Here is a 21,395-nt window from a genome sequence, read left to right as displayed (position 1 = left end):
GGCAAACTTACGTCGAAACCGGGAGTGACGTAGCTTATCGTTGATCTTGAGTACGGGTCGAAAGCCCGGGCACGCCCAGCAATTGGCGAGCGGCGACAACGCCTGCTTCCATCACCGGGTCTCCTTTGGGAGCAGCCTCGAAGGCTTGCTTCATCTCTTCCAGGTCTGGCTTGGCAGCGATGCGAACACTGACGTCCGGCGTCACTCCATTTCGGCTGATGGCCCGACCACTTGGCGAGAAGAATTTGGCCGTGGTCAAACGAAGCCCGGTGCCGCCGGTTGCCAGTGGGAAGATCCCCTGCACCGAACCCTTACCGTAGCTGCGTTGGCCGACAACTGTGCCGCGACGATGATCTCGGATCGCACCGGCGAAGATTTCACTGGCACTAGCCGAATTCGAGTCGATCAGCACGACCAGGGGCACTCGCCAGGTACCTGGCATGTGAGCGGTATAGTCAAAGTCTTCGCGAGCGTTGCGACCGCGAGTCGAAACGATCGTTCCTTGTTCGACGAACAGATCAACCATGTCGACCGAAGCCGTCAGCAGACCGCCTGGGTTGCCTCGCAGGTCGATGACCAGGGCTCGCATCCCATCGCGGTGCAGTTTCCATAGTGCCGAGCTCAGGTCGGCCGGCGTGTTCTTCTGGAAGCTGGTGATTTTCAAGTAGCCGATCTTCGATTCATGATCCATGATGTGGATGTTGTCGACGCTAGGCACTTCGACACGATCACGGCGAACTTGCAAGTCGCGAGCTGGCTGGCCTGGGCTAAGGATCGTGACGCGAACGGACGAGCCGATCGGGCCCTTCAGCATATCGGCGGCTTTCTCAGTCGAGATGATTTCGGTCTGCTGACCTTCGACAGCCACGATGCGATCGCCTGAACGAATCCCGGCCTGGTGGGCTGGGCTGCCATCGATGGCGTGCACAATCAACAGGTTGCCTTCGTCCGCCTTCAGTTCCACACCCAGACCGACAAAGTTGCCTTCGATCTGCGAGTAAACTTCAGTCAACTGATCTTGAGTCAGGAAGCTGGTATAAGGATCGAGCGAAGCGGCCGTTCCACAAGCGAATTCCAGGATGGTCGCGGTTGGCGAAACACCCAGATTCTGCCACATCAGTTCAGCCGCGTAGTTGGCCGTTTCGACTGCCTGCTGCGGCGTGGTAACGCCCTGCCAGTTGACGTTTTCGTTCAACAGGCGACGAACTTGTTCAATGCGATTACGATCGACGTTCTGCAGATTCTTGCGGCTGAAGATCTCTTCTTTCAGAGCCACATCCAACTGCTTCACACCTTCGCGGCTGACTTCATTCCAGCGTGGCGAATCTACATAGCTGGCCTGAATCTTCTTCAGCACTTCGTCGTAAAGACGCAAGGCGTCGTCGCGGGTCATCGTTTGGACCGAGCGAACAAAGCTCTGATCGGTGTAGCGACGGCCGACGTCGTAATGCAGACGAGCCAGGTTCGCTTTACGCTGAACGCTGGAATCGAAGCCGTGCAGTCGCAAAGCATCTTCATAGAAGGTCAACGCTTCGCCCCAACGACCCTGGCGTTCCAGTTGCTCGCCGTTGGCAAGCACTTCACGCACGGCCGTTTCATCAATGCGAGCTTCGTCGGGGATCCGGATTTGACCGAAAACGGTTGCCGGAGCGAGCGTCACGAGGGCGAGCAGAAGAGCGATCGCCAACTTATATGGTTTGTTTACTGTGTGCATAATCCGTCGCAGCGTCCAGTGTCCGTGGTTGCCGGGAATGACACAGCAATTTCAGCGCCAAAAGAGATGGCATGGCGCCAAGCAAGGGTCGAAGTACCGGCAATTGGGGGGAGTGAATCTCGTGAAGGACGGGCCACTAATTCGACCCAGTCCACTATAGATCACGAAAATGCCCTGGTCAAAAATTCGACGGCCGTTTTTGGCGGGATATCTTCCCTAGAAACGCTACAGCCCGAACTCACGGTTCCGGTGAATCGGGTTAAGCCTAGTCTCGAAGATTACGTCGATCGCGCTTCCTGGCGCTGCGGTACTTCCTGAACCGATCCTACATCGGGCTTCCTATCGCACTGTATTGTATGCAGATGGTCCCGAATTGGTTCAGATTCGGACCAAAAACCGTGCGAAATGCCTAAATCTGCCAGCACTGATGGCGATTCGCCCAGGGCCGTGGTCGCCATTAAACCAGTGGCAGGACCAAAGCCATCAGAACGGCACACAAGAAACTGGTCGTCCCCAGAACGAGCAAAAGGGGCGTCCAGCTCTTCAACGCTTCGACCTCAGTCAGCCCGCCCATCTTGGCGAAGATCCAGAAACCGCTGTCGTTCATCCACGATCCAATCAGCGATCCAGCCCCGATGCTGACCGCCAGGTAAACCGGGTGATACCCGAGCACTTCTGGCGAAGCGAGGCTCACGAGCATGCCGCTGGAAGTGATCATCGCCACGGTGCTCGAGCCCTGAGCGATCTTCAAAACGGCCGAGATGCCGAAGCCAAGGAACAGAATCAACAGCTTCGCCGACGAAGCTTCCGAGCCGATCGGGAAGAGGTGCTGAATCGCTTCTCCAACGTTGGCCACCGTCAGCATGGCACCGAATGCTCCACCAGCCGCAGTGATCAAGATGATCAAGCCACCGCTCATGAGCGAGACTTCGACCGATGAAGCCAGTTCTTTGAGCGACAACGAACGCTGCATTGCAAGCGTCCACATAGCAATCACGGCCGAGATCAGCAGTGCGAAGTTCGGATCGCCGAGCATCGACGTCACGTTCGCTGCTTTTCGCTTGGCGGTTTCCCACTCGTAGCGAGCGAGCGTTTCTGGCGCGTAAGCCGATTCCAACACTTCTCGGTTCATCCGTTCGGCAGTCACCGGGGCCATTCGCGCGGGGTTTGAGCGAGCCAGCGAGCTTGCCGTGCCTGAGAGCTTGATCCCCAAGAATGCATCGGGATTCTTCGGGAATCCTTTATCGAGCAGCAAGTAGCGATTCAGCCCGGCACGGACTTCTTCCTGTTCTTCGCCATTGAGATCGCCTGACTGAAGCATCAGTTCCGCGATACGTGCTCGTTCGGCATCGACGCCATTGCCTTGGATCGTCGCGATGACATGCTTGCCGAAGTTGGTCTCATCTTCCGCGGCCATATTTTGCTGGATGCGATCGCGGAACGTGCCCCAGTCCACGATGTCGCCTGGCCGAAGCTGGGCTGCCCGCTCGGCATCGGCCATGGTCGTTAAGACCGTATTGGTAGAAATCAACAGCACCGGCAACAGAACCGGAGCCAACGAAAGCCAAAGCGAAGGAAGCTTGTCGTCCGGAATTGCTTCTGGTTCTGGCTCGTTCCCCAAGGGACGCATTTCCAGCGGCATCAAGCGATTCATGAGCGACGAAAACCACAGTCCCGCACAAGCTGCCGGAAAAGCGATCGCCGCACCGACCAGAATCATCAATCCTTTATCGACGTTCAATTGATCCGCCACGACCAGCGGGCCAGGGGTTGGTGGAACCAAGGTATGCGTGATGCAACCACCAGTGGCGATCGCCATGATGTACAGCAAATAGTTCTTCTTCGTCTTGCGAAACATCGATCGGCCCAGCGGTACGAGCAGATAAAAGACCGTATCGAAGAAGACCGGAACCGCCAGAACAAAACCACTGCCCATCAGCGCGACGGGCGAACGCTTTTCGCCGAAGATCGCCATGAAGGTGCGAACCACTCGGTCGGCGGCGCCACTATCTAACATGCATTTCCCGATGATCGCAGCCAGCGCGATCACGATCCCCACGCCCCCAGCCGTTCCACCGAACGACGAGGCCACCCGCGAGAACTTGTCTTGAATCGCACCATCCGCCATTAAACTGACTACCATCGCGGCGGTAATCAGCGCGAGGAAGGCGTTTGCCTTGCAGATAATGATCAGGCCCAACACCGTGACCATGCCCACCAGCAGGCAAAGAAGCGAATACTGATCGGCGGTAATCACCGACTGACCGAGAAAGCACATATCAAACGGAATCATTCCGGGAGGCTCAAATCGCGGGGCAGGGGAGGGGAGTCACACGAAAAGCTTTCTTTTCTACAAGAAAGAGTTGGGTTGAAGATGCCATAACTCGATGGCAAAAACAAGTCTTCCCCTGCATTTCGGTGGTACGATGTTCGCAATATGGCCAACTTTTAAAGGACTTCCTTCATGACTTCCGGAATCCAGCTCGCAGCACTATGGCTTCGCAAGGCGAAATCAGCGGTTGTCTTCACGGGCGCCGGGATCAGCACCGAAAGCGGCATCCCCGATTTCAGATCGCCAGGGGGAGTGTGGACGAAGTATCGCACGGTCTATTTCGACGAGTTCTGTCAGTCCGCCGAGGCCCGGCACGAGTACTGGACGCAGAAGGCCGAGTCCCACAAGCAGTTCGCCGCAGCCGATCCCAACATCGGCCATCAAATCATCGCGAAGTGGGAAGAGCAGGGGACCATTCGAGGCGTCATTACCCAGAACATCGACGGGCTACACCAGATTGCCGGAAGCCGCGACGTGCTAGAACTGCATGGAACCGCGCGGGAAGTTGGCTGCCTCGATTGCCAGGCTCGCTTCCCGGTCGATCCGTTCGTGGATCAGTTTTTGGAAACGAACGAGGTTCCGCCCTGTCCTGATTGCGGAGGGCGGCTGAAGCATGCGACCGTTTCGTTTGGCCAGTCGCTGCCCGAGCTTGTTCTGCATCGGGCGCATCGCTGGTGCCTGGAAGCGGATGTCATCCTGACGATTGGTTCGTCGCTGGTTGTCTATCCAGCGGCAGGCTTGCCGGAAGCAGGCAAGCAAAATGGGGCCAAGCTGATCATCGTCAATCGCGACGAGACCGGCCTGGATTCGATTGCGGATATGACCATCCCAGGCAGTTGCGGCGAAGCACTCGCCGCGATGGATGCTGCTCTTTAGAGCAAGCTCTCCAGCAGCAGGCGGATCTTCCGCATTTCGGCCATCTGGTCGGTATCAGGCAGAGGTGGCATGTGCACCGTCAGAGCGCGGTTGTAACCGATCTGCTCGAACTGCTGGATCAGGCGGCCATATTCGACTTCGCCCTGACCAACACGGACGTGCATCGCGTCTTTTCGCGTGTCGCGAAGATAGGCGTGCCGAACGTACTTCAACACTTTGTCGTAGCTCTTTGGTCCATCTTCACGGCAGATGAAGTGACTTGGATCAAGCGTGATGCCCAGGCCTTTGACGTTGTCGCAAAGGACCTGGATCGTGTCGCAGTCTTGCGAGAGGCAGCCCACATGCGTGTGCATGCTGGTAACAATGCCTTCCGTTGCCGAAATGGCGACCATCTCGCGAAGGTGTTCGACTTCTTCGTTGAAGGGAGTGCCGAACTCGCCGCTAGGGATGGTGATGGACGAAACCTTCACCGCCTTGGCAAGCTTGCAGATCGCTTCGTATTCGTGATAGCGGTCGTTACCTTGGGCGCTGGACAGCAGACGGAAGTTCGAGATCACCAACCGCTGCGTATCGTGACAAATGTCGATCGCATGTTGCAGGTTGTTTACCACGTCAGATGGACGCAGATGGTGTGAATTTTCGTCCAGCGTCATATCGACGGCGCTAAACTCCAAGTCGACCAGCTTTTCCATGCAATCACGCAAGGGTAAGTCGGGAAAACACTCGGTCGAAGCGGAAACGAACACGGCTCGACTCCTTCACATGCCTTAGGGTGTTCACAAATTGAATCAGAAGGTCCGGCGGACAATCGGGCGTAGCTTACCGAGATTTGCCCTGATTTGACAACACCAGAGTACAACCGGAACCCAATTTGCCACAATTACCGAGGGTTTGCCTCGACCAAATTGCCCCATGCCCGGCGAAACGTAAAATATCAGCAACTGCACGACCCGTTCGGGCAGATCCTAAAATCTTATTCTCTCCCTTCTACCCGGCAGGAATTGCAAGCTATGGCCCAATCGGACCCCTCGGACATCGTACAACCGATCTCCCAACAATCTCCTACGGCTCCTCAGCCAATCGTCATTCAGAACTATCCATCCAGCAGTCTCGGCTGGCGGATTCTGGCTGCCATCGGCTGGATGGGCGTTTTCCTGTGCGTTCCGATCATCCTGGGCCAGGCCATCACTTCGGCTAGTTACTACGACACCACCGAGGGCGTTTCCGAGAAGTATGTCTCAGGCAGCAAGTCTGCGGACGACAAGATCGCGATCATCAACGTCAAAGGGGTGATCATGGAAGGGGAGGGCTACATCCGGAAGCAGATCGACCTGGTGAAGGAAGACAAGGACGTGAAAGCGGTTGTCGTTCGGGTCGATTCCCCCGGCGGGACGGTCACCGGATCGGACTACATCCTTCACCACTTGAAGGAGTTGAAGAAAGAACGCGACATTCCGCTGGTGGTCAGCATGGGATCGATGGCAACCTCGGGTGGCTACTACGTTGCCATGGCGGTCGAAAACGAAAAGGATGCGATCTTCGCCGAACCGACCACCACCACGGGATCGATCGGTGTGATCATTCCTCACTACAACATCTCGGGCCTGATGAAAGAGTACAACGTCGAAGATGACTCGATCATGAGCCATCCTCGCAAGCAGATGCTGACCATGACTCGTGAGATGCCGGAAGAACATCGCGAGATCTTGCAGGAATACGTCAATCAGGCATTCGGTCGCTTCAAAGACATCGTTAAAGAAGGGCGTCCAGACTTCGCCGCGAATCCTGAAAAGCTTGACGTCCTGGCCACCGGCGAGATCTTCACCGCCAACCAGGCACTCAATAACGGCCTGGTCGACAAGATTGGTTTCGTCGAAGAAGCCGTCGCCCGGGCAGCCGAGCTGGCCAGTATCGATCCGAAGACCTCGCGCGTCGTCACCTACGAACAACCAACCGCGTTGTTCGATCTGGGTCTGGCCCAAGGCAAAGCGATGAACTGGGACAAGATGCTAGAACTGTCGGCTCCCAAGGCCTACTACATCTCGAGCTACCTGCCACCAGTAATGAGCTCGTTCCCGTTCGGCTCACGCTAGAAAGAGCCGCGAACCTACGCGAAAAGGAGGCCTCAACAGGGGCCTCCTTTTTTTCATGCGCTCGATCAAATCAAGATCCGCCCGAGCACCAGCACGGTGATCGAGACCAGGATGATCGAGAGGATATTCAGCACGACGCCTGCTCGGATCATACTTCCGATCGGCACCCGGCCAGAGCCATACACAATGGCGTTAGGCGGTGTAGCGACTGGCATCATGAACGCACAACTTGCTGCCAACGTAGCCGGAACCAGCAAGAGCAGGGGAGGGACTCCCAATTCCTTCGAGGCACTCCCCAGCACCGGGTTGAAGGTCTGCACACTGGCCAGGTTCGAGGTGAACTCGGTCAACCAAACCATGCCAGTGGCGGTGACGACAACCATCATCGACTCCGACATGTTGCTCATGACGCTGGCCATATGCGAGCCGAGGAACAAGTCGAAGTGCGAGCTATTCACCGCGCGGGCCAAGGCAGTACCACCACCAAACAGCAGCAGCACACCCCAAGGAACTTTCACGCTGGCCTCCCAGGTCAAAAGAGGTCCAAGGCCTGATTTGCCTTTCGGTACGATGAAGCAGAGCACCGCCATTGCCATCGCCGTGGTTGCATCGCTAACGAGCGTGTTCCCTTTTTCGTCGACAAAGAACATCCCCCAGCCCCAGCCATCGATCGGTTCACGAAGGATCCACAGGAGCGCGGTCGCGAGAAAAATGAGCCCTGCGCGCCACTCGGCCGAGTTCATCTTGCCCAGCTTGCGAAGCTCTTCCGCCATCAGGTCGCGACCACCGAGCGAATCGGTACCACGAACCGGAAACAGCAGGTAACCCAGCACGCCCCAGGTGATCAGCATGAAGACCACGGAGAAGGGAAGGGCCATTACCATCCACGCAAGGAACGAGACTTCCGGCGAATCAGGAAAGTTCTCGCGGTAGTACGACGCGAACGCGATATTTGGTGGCGTTCCCACCAAGGTCGCGACGCCGCCGATACTGGCCGAGTAGGCGATCCCCAGCATCAAACCGATTCCCATATTGCGGCGGGCCGTTTCGTTACCCAGTCGACTATCGGCGACATTCAAGATGCTGCCAGCGATTGGCAACATCAACAGCGCCGTCGCCGTGTTCGAGATCCACATCGACATCAGTCCGGTGGCGACCATGAACCCAAGCAAGATCCGGCCTGGGTTGTCTCCCATCACGTAGACGATGGAGAGCGCCAAACGTCGATGCAGACCGGATTGTTCAATCGCCAGCGCGATCAAGAACCCGCCGAGGAACAAGAAGATGTTGTGGTCGCCATATGCCGCGGCAACTTGCTTCACCGACTGCAGCCCCAGCAATGGAAACAGGGCCAGTGGCAAGAGGGACGTCGCCGCCAACGGAATCGCTTCCGTTAGCCACCAAACGCCCATCCACACGAAGGCCCCTGCCATCGCGTTCAGCTGCGGCTGCTCGGGATCTAAATGGTAACCGTAGTACCCACAAACCCATAGTACGATGGCCAAGCCAGGACCAAGCCATAGTCCGACCCTGGCGGCCAGGGTTGGCTGCGAAGATTCTGCTTCCGTCAATGGAATGCCTTTTCGGTTGACTAGAAGTTGCCGGAGATTTCGACACGCATCTGACCACGATTATCTTCATTGTTGATGTCGTGCATCTTCAGCAACAAGCGACCAGAACGAGGTGCGTTCATCTGGCGCTGGGCGCCAATCGTGAACGGCACGGTGTCCTTGTCCGGAGTCGTCGACTGGGCGATGACACCGATTAACGAACCAAGCTTGTAGTCGCGCATTTCGCGAGGGATTTCCAGGCCGTTGGCATCGCCAATGTGCACCATCATCCATTCCCCTTCCGCACGGAATGCGATTGGGCTTCCTTCAGTCAGATCGATCCCGGTATCAACCCAGCTGTCTTTGGCCTCGACGGTAACGATCTTTTTGTTGGCGTTCGATAGTTCGCCGTTGATGACCTTCAACTTTTCGACAGCCGGTCGATAGTTGGGCACCAGCTTCAGCACTTCACCAAACACGATACGAGCCTTTTCCCAATCCTTTTTGCGAGCATACTCGTCTCCCAGCTTCTCGGCCTTCGTGACGAACTCGCGATGGAGTTCCACCAGGCGCGGATCGGCAGGCAGAGCGAGCGGTTCTTCTTTTTCTGGCTTCTGAGGTCGGCGCTGGGCAGATGCTTCAGCCGGTAGCAGGGCCAGGCCAAGCAAGAATATGAGGGGGGCATATCGCATGAAAGGATTCTCCGAGAGAAGCGCATGGGAGGTCAGTCACTATTAAAGTTCTAGCACGAATCCCATGCAAGCACTTGGATGAACGCAGGCAGGTTTGGTGCGAACTTTCGTTCTCTAACTAGCGCGACCGCCAGAATCGGGGCATAAAGAGGACCAGGACCGCGAAGATTTCCAGTCGTCCGATCATCATCAGGGCAGTAAACAGTAGCTTCGTCCACCAGGTGAAGTTGGCGTAGTTCTGCGTTGCGCCAATGATGCCAAGGCCTGGGCCCACGTTGTTAAGCGTGGCGGCCACAGCGGTGGCGCTATCGATCAGCTTGTGCTCGATATGCTCTTCCGTCGTTCCCCAAGTCAAATCGGGCTCGAAAGTCACCACGGCCATCCAGCCAAACACAAACAGCACCAGGATCAAGCTGAAGTAAATCAGAATGTTGTTCTGCAGATCGGGGTCGTCGACCGGCTTGCCCCCCAGTCGCAATGGACGCACGACTGACGGATGGTACGACTTTTCAAGCTGCAGAAACAGAATTTTGTGAAACAGGATGTGGCGAATCACTTTCACGCCACCGCCGGTGCTGCCTGCACATCCACCGACAAACATCAGCAAGAACAATACACCACGCCCGAAGCTATTCCACTGATCGAAGTCATGGGTTCCGTAGCCAGTTGTGGTGATGACCGAGACAACCTGGAACAAACCATATCGCAGTGCAAAGAAGAACTCGGAAACCGCCGACGTTTCGGGATCAACGATAAAGTCGTCGTACACCATGCCGAAGGCCATCACGATGATGGTCACTCCGACGATGATGCCCATGTAATAGCGCCATTCGATATCGGCCACCAGGCGATGTGCCTGACCAATCATCAAGAAGAAGAGCAACGTGAAGTTCGTACCAGCGACCGTCATGAAAAGAATGACGACATATTCGATCCATGCACCACTAACCGGATCGACCTGATAGAAGTGCCCCAGGCTTGAGTTATACGTGCTAAAGCCCCCGGTGGCCAACGTACCGAACGCGTGACAGATAGCGTCGAAGACGTTCATTCCCAAGATCCACAGCAAGATCGTCAGTACCAGGTTCAAACCGCAATACAAACCAGCAAACGTCCACGCGGTGTGCTGCATACGCGAGTGGGACCCCTCTTTGCTCGGCCCAGGGATCTCGTTTCGCATCAGCGCTTTGCCAGCCGAGCCTTGTCCCAGGATCACCACGAACAGCACGATAATGCCTAAGCCGCCAAGGAAGTGCGTACTACTTCGCCAGAACAACACACAGTGTGGCAACGAGATCGGATCTTCCAGGTCGGCAATCACAGTGGCCCCAGTCGTGCTGAAGCCGGATTGCGATTCGAAGATCGCGTCGGCGATATTCATCGGCACCGGTCGAATGCGATAGTGCTCGGAACGGTCTAGCGGAGCATGCGGATCTTCGCCCGGTGCGATCAGGGCACTTCGCCAATGGGGCAGCTCGCGCAGTTCCTCGAAGACTTCGCCATAGTTTTGCTTAGGTGCTTCCCCCTTGGTGATCACGGCGTAGGTGGCCTGGTATTGTTCCTTTAACGCCTCGCGCGATAGACCTTTCGCCCCGGCACGAACCAGCGGCTTTACCACGGCGTACTCGGCCATCGTTAGCGGACTGACTTCATCTCCGTAGATTTGCGGCGCATGGTCTTGATGTTCAAAGAGCCGAACGGCGATCTTATTGCTGGAACCACTCAGCAGGTAGGGCAGGGCCCCCAGCACGGTCGCGACGATCCAGCTTAACCCCACGATTGCCATCGCTTCGCGGCGATAAAGTTCCCCCTTGGCCTTGCGCCCGATTCGCCAAAGAATGGCCCAACAAATAATGCTCAAGAGGATCGAATAGACGAGTCCCAGAAATCCATGCGTTTCAAACTGCTGGAAGTTCTCGTCGGTGCGGTGCCCGATCGCAGGCCACGCCCAAGGGAGACTGAAGACCATCGTCACGCCAATGATCAGGCAGACGATCGAAAGAAGTCGGCACACCAGGCGATAGTTCATGATGCTACTTGAAAGGTGTTGCCACAGGGAAGAAAACGAAACGATGGGATGTAACTACGAAGGTTCTTCGAACAACTTGACCACGGCATCGAGTGCCGCTTCGTCGACCAGCACAACGACCGTATCGCCCGGGGTCAAGCGGTCGTCGGCCGACGCCACGCGGACGTAATCGGAACTCATAATCGCCGCAATTAGGCAGTGTTGTGGAAGTTTCAAGTTTGCGATCACATGCTCCGTCGCGATCACGCCTGGCATGACTTCGAATTCGACAATCGAAATCCCACCGCCAGGCAAACTCTTCTTCGAGATGATTGGCCCGCTGTTCAGCAAACCAAGCACTTGCCGGGCGACCACGTTACGCGGGCTGACCGTCAGGTTGATACCTAGCTTTTCGACCACATTGGCGTAGTCTGGCCGCTGCACGATCGCCATGCACTCGCGAGCCCCGATTTCTCGAGCCTCGACACAGGCCATAATGTTGTTTTCATCTTCACCGGTGCAAGCCACAAACACGTCGGTCGTGCCAACACGTTCTTCTTCCAGGATGGCTCTTCGCGTCGCGTCGGCATGCACCACGGTGGTGTGCTCCAGAAGTCTCGCCAGAAACTCGCATCGCTGCAGATTCTCTTCCATCAGCGTGACATGGTACCGCTGACCTTCCAGCATACGTGCCAGGGCCAAACCAGTTTCACCGCCACCGGCAATCACCACCGAACGAATCGGCGTCGCTTTGACCTGGAACTTTGCTTTGACCGCGTCGATTTCATCACGCGTTCCGATCAACGTTATGTGGTCGCCGATTTCAATGGAGTTGCCAGCACCGGCGATCCAAGTCTTCCCTTGCCGCTGGATCGTTCCGACACGCACACCTTTGGGCAGCTTCACTTCTTTCAGTGGTTTGCCGATCGCAGGCGCGGGATCATCGCAGATGATCTCTTGGACTTCGAGCTCCCCGCGGGCAAAGTTCTCAAGCACGGCACTGCCAGGCGAACGAATCGCGCGAACGAACTCGACTGCCGAAAGATGTTCGAGGCTCAGAAAGCGATCAATACGAAAGTGCCGCTGGTAATCGAACGTACTCAGATCGCGGAAGACGCGGCCATATACGCGGGCCACCGCTCGACGTGCTCCCATCGCTTTGGCCATGCTCGCAGCGACAATGTTTACTTCGTCGTCGCCAGTCACAGCCAGGCACAAGTCGCAACCAATAATACCTCCCTGAAACAAGATCGCCGATTCAGAGGCTGAACCATGAATGGCACGCACATCAAGCTCGGCGTTGATCGCGCGGACATGGTCGGAGTTTGACTCGACGACCGTCACGCTGTGGTTGTTGCGGCAGAGCAGGTCCGCAATCCAAGTTCCCACGGTCCCCGCACCTAGAATCACGATTCGCATGGAAGTCCGCCTTTAGCTCGAAGGGGATGATTCAGAGGAAGCCGAATCAGACGCCTTGGCTTTCTTGCCACATCTAAGTCGTTCGCTCGAGATGACCAAATCTTCCAGAATCTTTCCACCCAGGATCGTTTCGTGGATGATTCGGTCGACATCAGCTTCGGTCACGCCGCCGTACCAGATGGCCTGGGGATAGATGACGATGACCTGACCGTCATCACATTGATCGAGACAGCCCGAGTCGTTGGCCCGGACATCCGCCTTCAAACCAAGCTGTTTGATTTCCTTCTTCAGGGCTGCACGTAATTTGCCAGGATCGTGCTTGCCGTCTCGAAGATGCTTTGGAGGCTTGCATTTGCCACAAACAAAGATGTGATGGGTAAACTTGGACATAGAGCTCTACGGGAAGTCACTCTGACGCTGCCGGTACTTTTCAGCAGCGGAAAGCTTACCATCCTACGGTTTCAATACGAGGATGCCAGCCCCGATTACCGCCCGTCCACCGCTAACACGATATCTACGGGGGCAGAGACGCCACTACGAGTCACCTTCTTTTAATCCGAGCCGTGACAGCCAGTTACCCTTGGCTTGTTTCTCGTTGCCAGGCTTCGCTGGCGACGCCTTGGAGAATTTAGCTTTATCTGATTCGAGTTGAGCGATCTTCTCTTCCAACTCGGCTCGATCGCGGGCGATCTTGGCGCGTTCGACTGAAATATCGACCTCAGCCTTACGCAGCTTTTCTTTCCACTGCTCTTGCAGCGTCTTCAGGTTCTCACGCTCCTGGGCGATCAATTCGTCCTGATCCAACATCTGAGCAATCGCGTTGGCACCATGAGCAACTCCAAACTCGTTGGCGTTTGATTCCATTTGCTCAAGCTGATCTTGCAGGGCGTTGATTTCACGTTGCTTGGCTTCGATGGCTTTGTTGCTGTTTTCGATCGCTTCCTGAATCGACAGCTTTTCGGCTATTTCCTCTGCGTCGTCGTCGTTGAACTCGGCTTCGAGCTGGGCCAACATGCGCCGCTTGGTTGCCTCCCAGTCGCTGCCGGAATCGTCGACCGCACTACTGGAAGACTTCTTCGCATTCTCCAAGTCGCGAGCCAGCTTGGCGTTTTCTTTCTTGAGCTCCTTCAGGTCGTCGAGCGTCATCCGCAAGCGACCTTCCAGCGATTCGACACGTTCGTCGTCTGGGACTCCGCCTGATTCGACCTGCTGTTTGAGATCTTCGATCTTCTCCAGCAGCGTATCTCGTTCCTGGCGAAGCTGATGGAACGCTTCGTCGTCGGCACCTGCGCTACTGCCTGAGGTCTTGAGCGTTTCGTTTTCCTGACGCAGCTGCTCCGCTTCTTCCTGCAGCGAATCGACCTGGCGACGGAGGTTGCTGACCTGTTCGCGGCTTTGTTCGTGATCAGACCGAGCCTGATGCAAAGCGACCTGGGAAGCAGCCAACTGGCTTTCAAGCTCTCCCTGGGCATCCTCGATTTGTTTTTTCAGCGACTCGTTTTCAACACGCAGCTTTTCTTGAGCATCGCTCAAGTCGCCATGTTCGGCCTGACGACGCTCCAGCTTCGCGGCAAGTTCGTCGCGTTCTTGCTTCAGGCTTTCCAGCTCTTGGCTTAACTCTTCCAAAGCTTCAGAGCTCTGGCAGGCCTTTTCCAGCTGCTGTCGTGCCTGATCGCGTTCCTGGCTGATCGATTGCAGTTGCTGTTGAAGTGAGACGAGCTCTTGCTGCTTGGCTGCCAGAGCGGCCTGGTGTTCGGCCTGCTGCGAGTCGAGCACTGACTTTTCGATCGAGTTCGCCTTCAGCTGTTCGCATTCGCCCTTCAGCTGAGTGACCTGATCGTTGAGTTGCTGGCGTTCGCCTTGCAATTGCTGAATTGAAGCTTGCGTGTTCTGTAGTTGGCTTTGCAGTTCCGCGGTGCGTGCGGCCTGCTCGGAATCGCTACTCGACAGCTGCGACTGCGCTTCATCCCGCTGCTGATTGGCAAGTGTCAACTGCTGGCGTAGTGACTCGAGTTCCTGATCTTTGGCCGACAGCGTGTTCTGGTACTCGGCCTGACGGGCATCGACTTCCGACTTGTTGACCGTTGACGATTGCAGCTGCTGAAGTTGATTCTGCAGGGTCGCGATCTGGCCGCTAAGACCTTGCCGCTCTCCTTCCAGCCCTTGCAACGATGCCTGGGCGGTTTGCAGTTCCGCTTGAAGACGTGCAACCTGCTCCGACTGTTCCGCACCAACATTTGTCAGTTGAGCGTTCGCCTGATCGCGCTGCTGTTCGGCCGCCTTCAGACGAGCCTCCAGGTCGGTAGCTCGCTGCTGTTGCTGCTGCAGGGTGCCTTCCAGTTCGCTCGATCGTGACTGGGCTGAAGCCAACTGCTGATCGACTTGTGCTTTGGCAGCCTGGAAGTCGTTGATTTGTTTTTGCAGACTAGCCGAGAGATCTTGCTGGCTGGCAAGTTGCTGCTGAAGCTGAGCCAGTTGCCCCTGATCGCTTTGCTGGGTCTGGCGTGAGTCGCTCAACTCGGACTGGAGGCGAGATCGCTCTTCCAAGGTCTGGTTGAGCTGCGACTGCAACTCGCCGATGCGAGCGTTGAGTTGATTCTGAATCTCTTGAGCGGCCTGATCGCCTGCCTGGGCGGCCTGAAGACTTTGCAGGGCTTCGTTATGGCTGGCTTGCTGCCGGGCAAGCTCTTGCTGCAGCGATACCTTTTCGTTCTGTACCGCATTAATCTGGGCCTGCAGCGACTGCTGGGCTTCAACCAGGCTTTGTCGTTCTGCTTCCCACTGCTGTCGATTCCCTTTTTCCTGCTCGAAACGCTGGAACTCGGACTCGATCGCCGCCTCACGAGCATGCAGCGCATCAATCGACGCGGCCAGCTCGGAAGCCTGGCTTTCCAGTTGTTCAGCCGACGCCTCGATTTCAGAAGAACGGTTGTGGAGTTGCCCTTGCTTCTCTACAAGTCCTTGCGAGATCTGCTTCAATTGCGCGCTGATTCGCTGCTCGATTTCGTTGATTCCCTGGCGATGTCGCTCCAGGAAATCTCGTGCACGTTCCCGCTGCAATGACGCTTTACTCGCAATCTCTTCCAAGTTCGCGATGTCGTGAGATTGGGAATTTACGCCGTCCATGTCCGGTCGATTTCACTAAATGAGACGTGTCCACTACTTCATGCGTTTCTCACGGCCAATCCGCTGCTGCCATAATCTGTTGCGCGGAATGGCCTACTGTTCTATAGGTTAGGACCTGGGACGGGTCAAAAGTGGCTGAGAGACTGCGGCAAAGTGCAGGGGCCAACTGCCTGGGATCGTCCGCCCTATGACGATTACAACGATTGTGTCGGCGCATGAAAAACCCCTCTCTACAGCCAGAGAGGGGCTTCCGGTTTATTCCGATTGTAGCGACTAAGCTTAGTTGCCGATCGACTTCTTCGCGGCTTCAACCACGTGATCCGCGGTGATACCGAAGTACGGGAACAGCTCTTCAGCCGGAGCACTGGCACCGAAGCTGCTCATCCCGACGAACTCGCCCTTCAAGCCCAGCAGGCGATCCCACGACTGACGAATGCCCGCTTCAACAGCAACACGGGCAGCCACGTCACAAGGCATGACTTCCTTCTGATAGGCGGCGTCTTGCTCGTAGAACAGTTCCAAGCAAGGGACGCTGATCGCACGAGCCTTGACACCTTCAGCGGTCAGCTTTTCGTAAGCTTCGACCACCAGCGACAATTCGCTACCGGTACCCATCAGCAGCACTTCCGGAGTGCCATCGCAATCCGCCAGAACGTACGCACCACGGGCCGAGCCGCTGGCACAAGCGTACTTATCGCGATCGAGAGTCGGGAGGTTCTGACGGGTCAGAACCAACACCGAAGGACGATCGGTCAGTTCCATGACGGTCTTGTAACACTGCGACACTTCGTTCGAGTCGCCAGGGCGGAAGACGGCCACATTCGGAATGGCACGGATTGCCGACAGGTGCTCGACTGGTTGGTGGGTCGGACCATCTTCACCGACACCGATCGAGTCGTGAGTGAAGATGTAGATGACCGGAGCCTTCATGATCGCCGACAAACGGAGCGATGGACGCAGGTAGTCGCTGAACACGAAGAAGGTCGAAATGTAAGGACGTAGACCGCTCAGAGCCATGCCGTTGCCGATGGCAGCCATGGTATGTTCGCGGATACCGAAGTGGAAGTTTCGACCGCAGTAAGACCCGGCCTCAAAGTCACCTGCGCCTTCGAAGGTGAGGCCCGTCTTCGTCGATGGCTCGAGGTCGGCCGAACCGCCCAACAGGCCTGGAACCTTTGCGGCAATCGCATTCAAAACCTTACCGCCCGATGCGCGGGTAGCGATTCCCTTGGCATCAGCTGGGAAGACCGGAAGTTCGGCATCCCAACCGGCTGGCAGTTCGCCACTGATGATCGACGACCAGGTCGCGGCCTTCTCTGCGTTATCTTTGCTGTACTTGGCAAAGCTGGCATCCCACTGCGACTTGGCTTCCGCACCGCGGGCACCGAGGTTCGCATTGAAGTGTTCGTACACTTCCGCAGGAACTTCAAACTTGCCATAGGTCCAACCGTAAGCCGCCTTGGTACCTTCGATTTCGGAATCACCCAGTGGGGCGCCGTGAGCACCGTGGGTATTAGCCTTGGTCGGAGCACCCCAAGCGATGATGCTGTGAACGACGATCAAGGTTGGCTTGTCGGTGATGGTCTTGAATTCGGTGAACGCCGCATCCAATGCTTCAATGTCGTTGGCATCGGCGATTTCGATCACGTGCCAACCCATGGCACGGAAGCGGCCTGGGATGTCTTCGGTGAAAGCGAGGTCGGTGTCGCCCTCGATGGTGATCTTGTTGTCGTCGTAGACCCAGCACAGGTTCGACAGCTTCAAGTGACCAGCGACCGAAGCGGCTTCCGACGAGACCCCTTCCATCAGGTCGCCGTCGCTGCACAGAGCGTAGACGTCGTAGTCGAAGATTTCGTCGAAACGAGCGGCCTGCCACTTGGCGGCGATCGCCATACCAACACTCGTGGCAACGCCCTGACCGAGAGGCCCCGTGGTGGTTTCGATACCGGCTGCTTCGTGAACTTCTGGGTGACCAGCACATGGGCTGTGCAACTGCCGGAAGTTACGAATGTTGTCGATGGTGATCGAAGGTTCGCTTGCGCCGTCAGCCTTCTTCACGCCGGCGAGATGCAGGGTGCTGTACAGCAGCATCGAAGCGTGGCCGCACGAAAGAACGAAACGATCTCGCGATTGCCAGTGTGGATTGGCAGGATCGTACTTCAGGTGCTTGTTCCACAAGGTGTAGACGACTGGTGCCAGGGCCATCGGCGTGCCAGGGTGCCCGCTGTTCGCCTGCTGGACGGCGTCCATGGACAACGTACGGATGGCGTTGATGGACAATTGCTCGATACTGCTTGTGGAGATAGACATATTTCGTTCAGAACTCTCTTGCCAACATTACATACAGTGGCCGCGGCTTCAGGGACGACTCCCAGCGGAAGCGAAGATCCTGTTCCCGGAAATGCAATTTCCCCAGAAGAACCTGTCGCGGCTTAGACACATTAAGTCAAGCATTTTAAGTCCAAAAGAACTTAGAAGTCAACGCAACAGTTGCGGGGCGTTGGAGTTGCGAAAGCTCGGCTCCCCCTTACCTGCTGGGCTAAAATCGACTTGAATGAAGTTTCCATGAGCATAAATTGCCCAGGCGGATATCCCGATCCCCAAAACACCTGCTTAAGTAGCAAAATGCCCCCATGCTGAAAGGGTGCGCGAGATGCCAGAAGAAAGACTTGTCGAAAGAATTACGACGCTTGAAGAAAAACATGCCCATCTTGAGCGGGTCGTTGCCGACTTGAACGAAGTTATCCTCGATCAACAACGGCGACTGGAACGGATGGAAGCATACATGTCGCGGACCGTCGAGCGGATCGACCATCTACATGCGGCCCTCGATACGCCACGCTCGGCTTCGGAAGAACGCCCGCCCCATTATTAATCGTGATGGCGTCAAGAGACTGCGGGAGACGCCGGCAGCCAACTAAGAAAAGGGCTAGAAACGCAGTTCTCGAAGGCTTAGTCGGAATCGAGAGCGTCGGAAAGCATGCCTCGAATGGAAGCCATGACTTCCGTGACATAGACCGTGATCAGCGACGAGTATTCGTTGAATTCCCCGATCGTGTCGATCAAGTCGCCATCGAGAAGCACTTCGATCTCGGTTTCGTAGACTTCGTCATCCTGGAGGACGATCGACAGAATCACGTCGCCAGGCTCGTCTTCGATATCTTCACTCATCGAAGCATTGCCGGTCAGGCGGTCGATCTGGAAACCATTCATCCAGTTCACTGCCGGCAGCATCATCTGGAAAACGTCCATCGTGCCGGGCAAAACGATACCGACCTGGAACATGTTCAGATTAAAAATTGGTGCCGGCTGCTGACCACCGTTGTTGGTATCTTTGCCACCACTACCTGACGAACCATCTCCGCCGGTCGTGCCACCTTCGTTCCCGCCACCTTCATCCGTGTCAGGAATCTGCCACAGATCAGGATAGCCCGGTGGGAAGGTGACGTGCTCGTCAGTCGATCGCTTACCCATGTTCTGGACCAGGTAAGCAAAGTCAGAAACGCCTACCTTCGACGACTTGTCGAAGTCAGCCAGCCATGCCATGCCGTCGTCAGGCGAGTCAGACGTTCGTCCCATCTGCTGCGTGAAAACAGCGAAATCGGTCAGCCCGATTTTTTGATCGTCGTCGAAATCGTAAATCACCGGAAAAATGCCCATTTCAGGCATCGGTGCTTCTCGCAAGCCGATTGACGAATCGGCCAACGTGGCAGCCACGTTCTGCGTTACCAACTCCAGCGAATAAGGGCCGACAAGGCCAGTATCAGGGTCTAGCAGAACGTTATCACCCTGCTCGGCAACGGCCTGAAATCGAACGCGAGCGAACAGCACCCGGTCGCCGGCAACCAGCTCAACACCTTCGGTGGAGCCATGAATGCCTTGAACTTCGCCGGTGGCGTCGCTGAGCATGAACGACGAATGGCCCTCGAATGAGCGACCGAAATCGACTGCCACGGCCGAGGTGAGATCGGTACGGTAGCCAAGATCGAGCGTGAGATCTTGCATCTCAATCGGCTGATCACCTTCGGCACGCACCCAGACTTCCACGACGAACTGATCCCATTCGTGCGTCTGATGCATGCTCTCAGGCAGATCGAAAGCTCGATCAAACCCTTGATCATCGGGCCGAGAGTCTTCGGTTAGAACGGAGTACTCAATGACAATCGCAGAATCGCCAGCGAAGAGATCGCGGCGTTCCAAATGCTGAGGGTTGGCAACTCGACGAGCGAGGCCATTCAGACTGCGATACTGAGATTTCATCCGCCTCATATGGGGTGATTTCAAATCCTGACGGCGGAGATCCGAATTGCTCTGGTATTTGGCTACCAGACAACCGCCATCGGAAAAATGTGTTGGAATGTGGGGACTTGAACACGGGTAATCAAGCCCTGGAGGGGATTGGAGCCCATCCATCTAGGATAAGCAGAGGTGATAAGCCGCCAACCAATCCGCCCTTGGTGGCTCACCGACAGCTTTTGTCCAACGAAGCCCGCACGATGGGTAACTGCCGAACCATCGCTTTACCTGTTATATACAAGGTACAACCCCGAAAAAACCAATTGGTGTCAGATTCCCTCAAGATTTTTGTCGCAAATCCCGACATCGCGTTTGACCTAGCGGGAGCCTGTTGAGCCCTCGGCATGTTTTGCGGTTGATCCGGCGCCTTATCTCATATTCCCAACCACCCAGAGACGGGGCCGTTTGCCCCATAACACACCCAAGGAGAAGACTTTATGGCAGATTGGGTTGAAGCAGGTGAAAAAGCCCCTGCTTTTACATTGACAGCTGACGACGGCAGTAAGGTTAAATTAGCGGACCTGAAGGGATCGATCGTCGTGCTCTATTTCTATCCCAAGGACGATACCCCAGGCTGCACGAAGGAAGCGTGTGCGTTTCGAGACCAAAAGAGCGAGCTGGTAAAGTACGGCGTTAAGCTGCTTGGGGTAAGCCCCGACGACAAGGAAAGCCACGGCAAATTCCGCGACAAATATCAGCTCAACTTCCCTCTGCTGGTCGATAAAGACCACAAGCTGGCCGAGAAGTATGGCGCCTGGCGAGAAAAGAACATGTACGGCAAGGTGACGATGGGCATTCAACGCAGCACCTTCCTGATCGACACGGAAGGGAAGGTAGCCAAGGTCTGGAAACGCGTCAGCGTCGACGGCCACGATGCCAAGGTTCTGGAAGAAGTCGCCAAGCTGGCCGGCTAGTACCTGGCGTCAGCGCATAAAAAAAGCGGAACCCAAATTGGGTTCCGCTTTCATTTTTGAGTGGGCGATACAGGATTCGAACCTGTGACCCCTACCATGTCAAGGTAGTGCTCTAACCAACTGAGCCAATCGCCCGAAAGATGCTTTTTCTGCAAGCATTTATCAGTGGTTGATCCCCGGAAGGATTAACCAAAGGCGTAGTTTGCCATCGAGACGCCTATCTCGTCAAGTGGCTGCAACGAAAAACAGGATTTTGACTGTCTGTTTCATTACGCCACCCCCACGCGAATCTCTTACGATCCCTTAATTCAGGCCAACCTGGACTTTCCTCAAGTCGTAACTTCCGTCAATCTATACCCTTCTAGCTGCGAACCC

At 56.0% G+C, this 21,395-nt stretch carries 15 protein-coding genes and 1 tRNA gene; 4 read left to right on the top strand and 12 right to left on the bottom strand.

From position 1 onward, the window contains the following. Nucleotides 1-34: 34 nt before the first annotated feature. Complete coding sequence (locus ABD890_RS16455) at nt 35-1,687, bottom strand: S41 family peptidase (protein WP_345091994.1); 1,653 nt, start codon at nt 1,685-1,687, stop codon at nt 35-37. Nucleotides 1,688-2,171: 484 nt separating this feature from the next. Continuing rightward, complete coding sequence (locus tag ABD890_RS16450) at nt 2,172-4,007, bottom strand: GntP family permease (RefSeq protein WP_345091991.1); 1,836 nt, start codon at nt 4,005-4,007, stop codon at nt 2,172-2,174. 171 nt (nt 4,008-4,178) lie between these two features. Between ABD890_RS16450 and ABD890_RS16445 the strand changes: the two genes are divergently transcribed. Beyond that, nucleotides 4,179-4,922, top strand: coding sequence for an SIR2 family NAD-dependent protein deacylase (locus tag ABD890_RS16445; protein ID WP_345091988.1), 744 nt, complete (start codon nt 4,179-4,181; stop codon nt 4,920-4,922). Here the strand turns inward: ABD890_RS16445 and ABD890_RS16440 are convergent. Further along, nucleotides 4,919-5,668, bottom strand: a complete 750-nt coding sequence (locus ABD890_RS16440; RefSeq protein ID WP_345091985.1) for a sugar phosphate isomerase/epimerase family protein — start codon at nt 5,666-5,668, stop codon at nt 4,919-4,921. The genes ABD890_RS16445 and ABD890_RS16440 overlap by 4 nt on opposite strands. 264 nt (nt 5,669-5,932) lie before the next feature. On the opposite strand from ABD890_RS16440, the gene sppA reads away from it, so the two are divergent. Then, nucleotides 5,933-7,015 carry a signal peptide peptidase SppA gene (sppA, locus tag ABD890_RS16435; protein ID WP_345091982.1) on the top strand — a complete coding sequence of 361 codons (1,083 nt, stop codon included), beginning with the start codon at nt 5,933-5,935 and terminating at the stop codon, nt 7,013-7,015. A gap of 65 nt (nt 7,016-7,080) precedes the next feature. On the opposite strand, the gene ABD890_RS16430 is transcribed toward sppA, so the two are convergent. The 7 genes from ABD890_RS16430 to tkt all read right to left on the bottom strand — a co-directional run bounded on the left by ABD890_RS16430 (nt 7,081) and on the right by tkt (nt 18,120). After that, nucleotides 7,081-8,586 carry an SLC13 family permease gene (locus ABD890_RS16430; RefSeq protein ID WP_345091979.1) on the bottom strand — a complete coding sequence of 502 codons (1,506 nt, stop codon included), beginning with the start codon at nt 8,584-8,586 and terminating at the stop codon, nt 7,081-7,083. Nucleotides 8,587-8,606: 20 nt separating this feature from the next. Next, the gene (locus tag ABD890_RS16425; RefSeq protein ID WP_345091976.1) at nt 8,607-9,257 is read right to left on the bottom strand and encodes a tetratricopeptide repeat protein; all 651 of its coding nucleotides are present in this window, start codon (nt 9,255-9,257) and stop codon (nt 8,607-8,609) included. A gap of 118 nt (nt 9,258-9,375) precedes the next feature. Next, entirely contained in the window at nt 9,376-11,043 is a 1,668-nt protein-coding gene (locus ABD890_RS16420) for a TrkH family potassium uptake protein (protein WP_425548485.1), read from the bottom strand. Nucleotides 11,044-11,340: 297 nt separating this feature from the next. Next, entirely contained in the window at nt 11,341-12,684 is a 1,344-nt protein-coding gene (gene trkA / locus ABD890_RS16415) for a Trk system potassium transporter TrkA (protein WP_345091970.1), read from the bottom strand. Nucleotides 12,685-12,696: 12 nt separating this feature from the next. Then, nucleotides 12,697-13,074, bottom strand: coding sequence for a (2Fe-2S) ferredoxin domain-containing protein (locus ABD890_RS16410; protein WP_345091967.1), 378 nt, complete (start codon nt 13,072-13,074; stop codon nt 12,697-12,699). Nucleotides 13,075-13,218: 144 nt separating this feature from the next. Next, nucleotides 13,219-15,810: a hypothetical protein gene (locus tag ABD890_RS16405; protein WP_345091964.1), complete on the bottom strand. Its 2,592-nt coding sequence runs from the start codon at nt 15,808-15,810 to the stop codon at nt 13,219-13,221. A gap of 279 nt (nt 15,811-16,089) precedes the next feature. Further along, nucleotides 16,090-18,120: a transketolase gene (gene tkt / locus ABD890_RS16400; RefSeq protein WP_345091962.1), complete on the bottom strand. Its 2,031-nt coding sequence runs from the start codon at nt 18,118-18,120 to the stop codon at nt 16,090-16,092. Nucleotides 18,121-18,463: 343 nt separating this feature from the next. On the opposite strand from tkt, the gene ABD890_RS16395 reads away from it, so the two are divergent. Then, the gene (locus tag ABD890_RS16395) at nt 18,464-18,685 is read left to right on the top strand and encodes a SlyX family protein (RefSeq protein WP_345091959.1); all 222 of its coding nucleotides are present in this window, start codon (nt 18,464-18,466) and stop codon (nt 18,683-18,685) included. Between the two features lie 77 nt (nt 18,686-18,762). Here ABD890_RS16395 and ABD890_RS16390 read toward each other — a convergent pair whose 3' ends face one another. Continuing rightward, nucleotides 18,763-20,070: a hypothetical protein gene (locus ABD890_RS16390; protein ID WP_345091956.1), complete on the bottom strand. Its 1,308-nt coding sequence runs from the start codon at nt 20,068-20,070 to the stop codon at nt 18,763-18,765. A gap of 473 nt (nt 20,071-20,543) precedes the next feature. Between ABD890_RS16390 and bcp the strand changes: the two genes are divergently transcribed. Further along, the gene (bcp, locus tag ABD890_RS16385; protein WP_345091953.1) at nt 20,544-21,020 is read left to right on the top strand and encodes a thioredoxin-dependent thiol peroxidase; all 477 of its coding nucleotides are present in this window, start codon (nt 20,544-20,546) and stop codon (nt 21,018-21,020) included. A gap of 61 nt (nt 21,021-21,081) precedes the next feature. On the opposite strand, the gene ABD890_RS16380 is transcribed toward bcp, so the two are convergent. Next, a tRNA-Val gene (locus tag ABD890_RS16380) sits at nt 21,082-21,155 on the bottom strand. Nucleotides 21,156-21,395: the final 240 nt, after the last annotated feature.

The sequence above is a fragment of the Bremerella cremea genome, assembly GCF_039541315.1.
GTDB lineage: Bacteria > Planctomycetota > Planctomycetia > Pirellulales > Pirellulaceae > Bremerella > Bremerella cremea.
The sequence above is the reverse complement of the archived record's forward strand: the minus strand, read 5'-3'. Positions and strand labels throughout refer to the sequence as shown.

What these genes read in the sequence shown, in the direction of transcription:
- ABD890_RS16395 (WP_345091959.1), top strand. Translation starts at nt 18,464, where the DNA reads ATGCCAGAAGAAAGACTTGTCGAAAGAATTACGACGCTTGAAGAAAAA.
- sppA (WP_345091982.1), top strand. Translation starts at nt 5,933, where the DNA reads ATGGCCCAATCGGACCCCTCGGACATCGTACAACCGATCTCCCAACAA.
- ABD890_RS16450 (WP_345091991.1), bottom strand. Translation starts at nt 4,007, where the DNA reads ATGATTCCGTTTGATATGTGCTTTCTCGGTCAGTCGGTGATTACCGCC.
- ABD890_RS16420 (WP_425548485.1), bottom strand. Translation starts at nt 11,043, where the DNA reads ATGGCAATCGTGGGGTTAAGCTGGATCGTCGCGACCGTGCTGGGGGCC.
- tkt (WP_345091962.1), bottom strand. Translation starts at nt 18,120, where the DNA reads ATGTCTATCTCCACAAGCAGTATCGAGCAATTGTCCATCAACGCCATC.
- bcp (WP_345091953.1), top strand. Translation starts at nt 20,544, where the DNA reads ATGGCAGATTGGGTTGAAGCAGGTGAAAAAGCCCCTGCTTTTACATTG.
- ABD890_RS16445 (WP_345091988.1), top strand. Translation starts at nt 4,179, where the DNA reads ATGACTTCCGGAATCCAGCTCGCAGCACTATGGCTTCGCAAGGCGAAA.
- trkA (WP_345091970.1), bottom strand. Translation starts at nt 12,684, where the DNA reads ATGCGAATCGTGATTCTAGGTGCGGGGACCGTGGGAACTTGGATTGCG.
- ABD890_RS16425 (WP_345091976.1), bottom strand. Translation starts at nt 9,257, where the DNA reads ATGCGATATGCCCCCCTCATATTCTTGCTTGGCCTGGCCCTGCTACCG.
- ABD890_RS16405 (WP_345091964.1), bottom strand. Translation starts at nt 15,810, where the DNA reads ATGGACGGCGTAAATTCCCAATCTCACGACATCGCGAACTTGGAAGAG.
- ABD890_RS16390 (WP_345091956.1), bottom strand. Translation starts at nt 20,070, where the DNA reads ATGAAATCTCAGTATCGCAGTCTGAATGGCCTCGCTCGTCGAGTTGCC.
- ABD890_RS16410 (WP_345091967.1), bottom strand. Translation starts at nt 13,074, where the DNA reads ATGTCCAAGTTTACCCATCACATCTTTGTTTGTGGCAAATGCAAGCCT.